Genomic DNA, 3077 nt, shown 5'->3' on the forward strand with positions numbered 1-3077 from the left:
GCTTGCAGAGATGCCGAACGACCCGGCGGCCGAGAAAGCCGGATCCGCCGAAAACGGTTACAATGCGATCGTTCATGGCCGTCGTGGCTCAAATTCGCCAGCTTATGTCGAGCTGTCTCGGCCGTGCTGTTCAGGTCACCTGAACAGCACGGCTACTGACCACCATCTATCACCTGGGCTACCTCGTACAGATTGGGATCGATCTCGTCCGTCAACTGATCGAAGTGACCCCACTCCTTCCGGAATTCCGGCGATTGATGAGCCGATCGCAAGAGATCGCGATTCTGCCATTGGACGTAGTTGACGATGCGCCGCCCGTCGAGGCTGCGATGCAGGCTGATTGAGATGAACCCAGGCTGGCGCGCCATAAAGCGCGCCCGCTCGGTCATGACGGACAATGCCTCGGTCTGCTTGTCGGGTTCAGAATCGACGATGGTGATTTGGGTGACGGGCTGGTTGCCGGTTCGGATCTCTGTCATGGAAACCTCACTAGATTGGCGATGGATTTGCCGTGTCACTGCTGGCGGTCGAGGGGCCGGCCCGAGCGATCGAACACCCGATCGATCTTGCTCGCCATGATGAAATCGTTCTCGTGCAGTCCTTTTATCTTCTTGGTGCTCAGGGAAACCGTCACATAACCCCAGCCGAAGCTGATGTCGGGGTGATGGCTTTCGGTTTCGGCGAGCTCACCGATCTCCTGAACAAGAGCGAGCGCGTCCCGGAAATTGCGGCATCGAAAGCTTCGCTGGATGCGGTGGGCATCGTCACCCAGCTCCCAATCGGGAGCCTGTGCCTGGAAGCGTTGGGCTTCATCACGCGTGAGCGGCGGGACGCCGCCGCGACAAGGCGTACATGTTTTCTCGGCAAGAGTGTCGGTCATGTTCTTGTCTCCAAGACCATTTTTAGCAGCAAATACGACAGCGACGAGCCTATCGATCGATCTCCCCGAACACGATGTCGAGCGAACCGATGATCGCCGAGATATCGGCTCGCATGTGCCCGCGTCGCTGTCTTCCGTCGTCCTGGCTATAGTCTCAGGCGCCGCTCAGTAGTCCATTCCGCCCATTCCGCCCATACCTCCTGCGCCACCCATAGCGGGCGAAACCTTCTGCGGAATGTCCGCGATCATTGCTTCAGCGGTGATCAGGAGCGCGGCAATCGAGCCGGCATCCTGCAGGGCCGTGCGAACGACCTTGGCGGGGTCGACGATACCGGCCTTGATCATGTCGACATAGACTTCGTTCTGGGCGTCGAAGCCCTGATCGTGATCCTTGCTGTCGGAGAGCTTGCCGACGACGATCGAACCTTCAACGCCGGAATTCTCGGCAATCTGGCGGATCGGCGCTTCAAGTGCTCTCAGCACAATCGAAATACCTGCCGTCATGTCAGCATTCGCGCCAGTAAGCTCAGTCAAAGCTGCCTTGGCGCGCAAAAGCGCAACACCGCCGCCGGCAACGATGCCTTCTTCCACGGCTGCACGAGTGGCGTTCAGCGCATCATCGATGCGGTCCTTCTTTTCCTTGACTTCCGTCTCGGTCGCGCCGCCGACGCGAATGACAGCAACGCCGCCAGCCAGCTTCGCCAGCCGTTCCTCGAGTTTCTCCTTGTCGTAATCCGAGGTCGTTTCCTCGATCTGCAACTTGATCTGCTGGACGCGCGCCTGGATGGTGGCTTTCTCGCCGGCGCCGTCGATGATCGTCGTCGTATCCTTCTCGATGAGCACGCGCTTAGCCCGCCCGAGCGTGTCGATCGTGACGTTCTCGAGTTTGATGCCGAGATCCTCGGAAATCATCTGGCCGGCGGTGAGCACGGCAATGTCTTCCAGCATCGCCTTGCGCCGGTCACCGAAGCCTGGCGCCTTGACGGCTGCGACCTTGAGGCCGCCGCGCAGCTTGTTGACGACCAGCGTCGCCAGCGCCTCGCCTTCGACGTCTTCGGAGATGATCACCAGTGGCTTGCCGCTTTGCACCACGGCTTCGAGGATCGGCAGCATCGCCTGCAGATTGCCGAGCTTCTTTTCGTGGATAAGGACATAAGGGTCCTCCAGCTCGACGCGCATCTTCTCGGCATTGGTGACGAAATAGGGCGAGAGATAGCCACGGTCGAACTGCATGCCCTCGACGACGTCGAGTTCGGTGTTGGCGGTCTTGGCTTCCTCGACGGTGATGACGCCGTCATTGCCGACCTTGTCCATCGCCTTGGCGATCATGGCGCCGACGGTCGCATCGCCATTGGCGGCAATGGTGCCGACCTGGGCGATCTCGTCCGAAGATTTGACTTTCCTGGCCCTGGCTTGAATGTCCTTCACCACGGCAGCCACAGCAAGGTCGATGCCGCGCTTGAGGTCCATCGGGTTCATGCCCGCGGCAACGAATTTGGCACCTTCGCGCAGGATGGAAGCGGCCAGCACCGTGGCTGTCGTCGTGCCGTCACCAGCAAGGTCGTTGGTCTTCGAGGCCACTTCGCGCACCATCTGGGCGCCCATGTTCTCGAACTTGTCGGCAAGCTCGATTTCCTTGGCGACGGCGACACCATCCTTGGTGATGCGCGGCGCGCCATAGGCCTTGTCGATGACGACATTGCGGCCTTTGGGGCCGAGCGTCACCTTGACGGCGTTGTTCAGAATTTCGACGCCGCGAAGCATCCGGTCGCGGGCATCGGTAGCGAATTTGATTTCCTTGGCAGACATGATTTTACGTCCAGTTCAGTCTTGAAATTGCGGGATCGGAAATCGCCCGGTCAGGCGGCTTTCTTGGCCGCTTTGGTCTTCTCGACGATGCCCAAAATGTCGCTCTCCTTCATGATCAGGAGATCCTCGCCGTCGATCTTGACCTCGGTGCCGGACCATTTGCCGAACAGGATGAGATCGCCGGCCTTGACGTCGAGCGGGATCAGCTTGCCGCTCTCGTCACGCGAGCCGGGCCCAACGGCGATCACTTCGCCTTCCTGAGGCTTTTCCTTGGCGGTGTCGGGAATAATGATCCCGCCCTTGGATTTGGTATCGCCTTCCGCGCGCCGAATGACGACGCGGTCGTGGAGTGGCCGGAATTTCATTGGGGTTCTTTCTGCCGCCGCAC

Annotated in this window: 4 protein-coding genes and 1 pseudogene; all 5 read right to left on the bottom strand. The window is 59.9% G+C overall.

Annotated elements, in window-relative coordinates:
- Nucleotides 1–152: 152 nt before the first annotated feature.
- Complete coding sequence (locus tag CIT26_RS03745) at nucleotides 153–479, bottom strand: antibiotic biosynthesis monooxygenase family protein (RefSeq protein ID WP_095491314.1); 327 nt, start codon at nucleotides 477–479, stop codon at nucleotides 153–155.
- A gap of 35 nt (nucleotides 480–514) precedes the next feature.
- Nucleotides 515–880, bottom strand: a complete 366-nt coding sequence (locus CIT26_RS03750) for a 4a-hydroxytetrahydrobiopterin dehydratase (protein ID WP_095491315.1) — start codon at nucleotides 878–880, stop codon at nucleotides 515–517.
- Nucleotides 881–929: 49 nt separating this feature from the next.
- Nucleotides 930–1004 (bottom strand): annotated as a pseudogene (locus CIT26_RS35620) (NADH-quinone oxidoreductase subunit D-related protein); the annotation flags it as partial.
- Nucleotides 1005–1045: 41 nt separating this feature from the next.
- Entirely contained in the window at nucleotides 1046–2689 is a 1644-nt protein-coding gene (groL, locus tag CIT26_RS03755) for a chaperonin GroEL (protein ID WP_095491316.1), read from the bottom strand.
- 50 nt (nucleotides 2690–2739) lie between these two features.
- Complete coding sequence (locus tag CIT26_RS03760) at nucleotides 2740–3054, bottom strand: co-chaperone GroES (RefSeq protein ID WP_095491317.1); 315 nt, start codon at nucleotides 3052–3054, stop codon at nucleotides 2740–2742.
- Nucleotides 3055–3077: the final 23 nt, after the last annotated feature.

This window comes from Mesorhizobium temperatum, assembly GCF_002284575.1.
In the GTDB taxonomy this organism is placed as follows: domain Bacteria; phylum Pseudomonadota; class Alphaproteobacteria; order Rhizobiales; family Rhizobiaceae; genus Mesorhizobium; species Mesorhizobium temperatum.

Excerpts from the sequence above, each read along its gene's own strand:
- CIT26_RS03745 (WP_095491314.1), bottom strand. The coding sequence starts at position 479 with ATGACAGAGATCCGAACCGGCAACCAGCCCGTCACCCAAATCACCATC.
- CIT26_RS03750 (WP_095491315.1), bottom strand. The coding sequence starts at position 880 with ATGACCGACACTCTTGCCGAGAAAACATGTACGCCTTGTCGCGGCGGC.
- groL (WP_095491316.1), bottom strand. The coding sequence starts at position 2,689 with ATGTCTGCCAAGGAAATCAAATTCGCTACCGATGCCCGCGACCGGATG.
- CIT26_RS03760 (WP_095491317.1), bottom strand. The coding sequence starts at position 3,054 with ATGAAATTCCGGCCACTCCACGACCGCGTCGTCATTCGGCGCGCGGAA.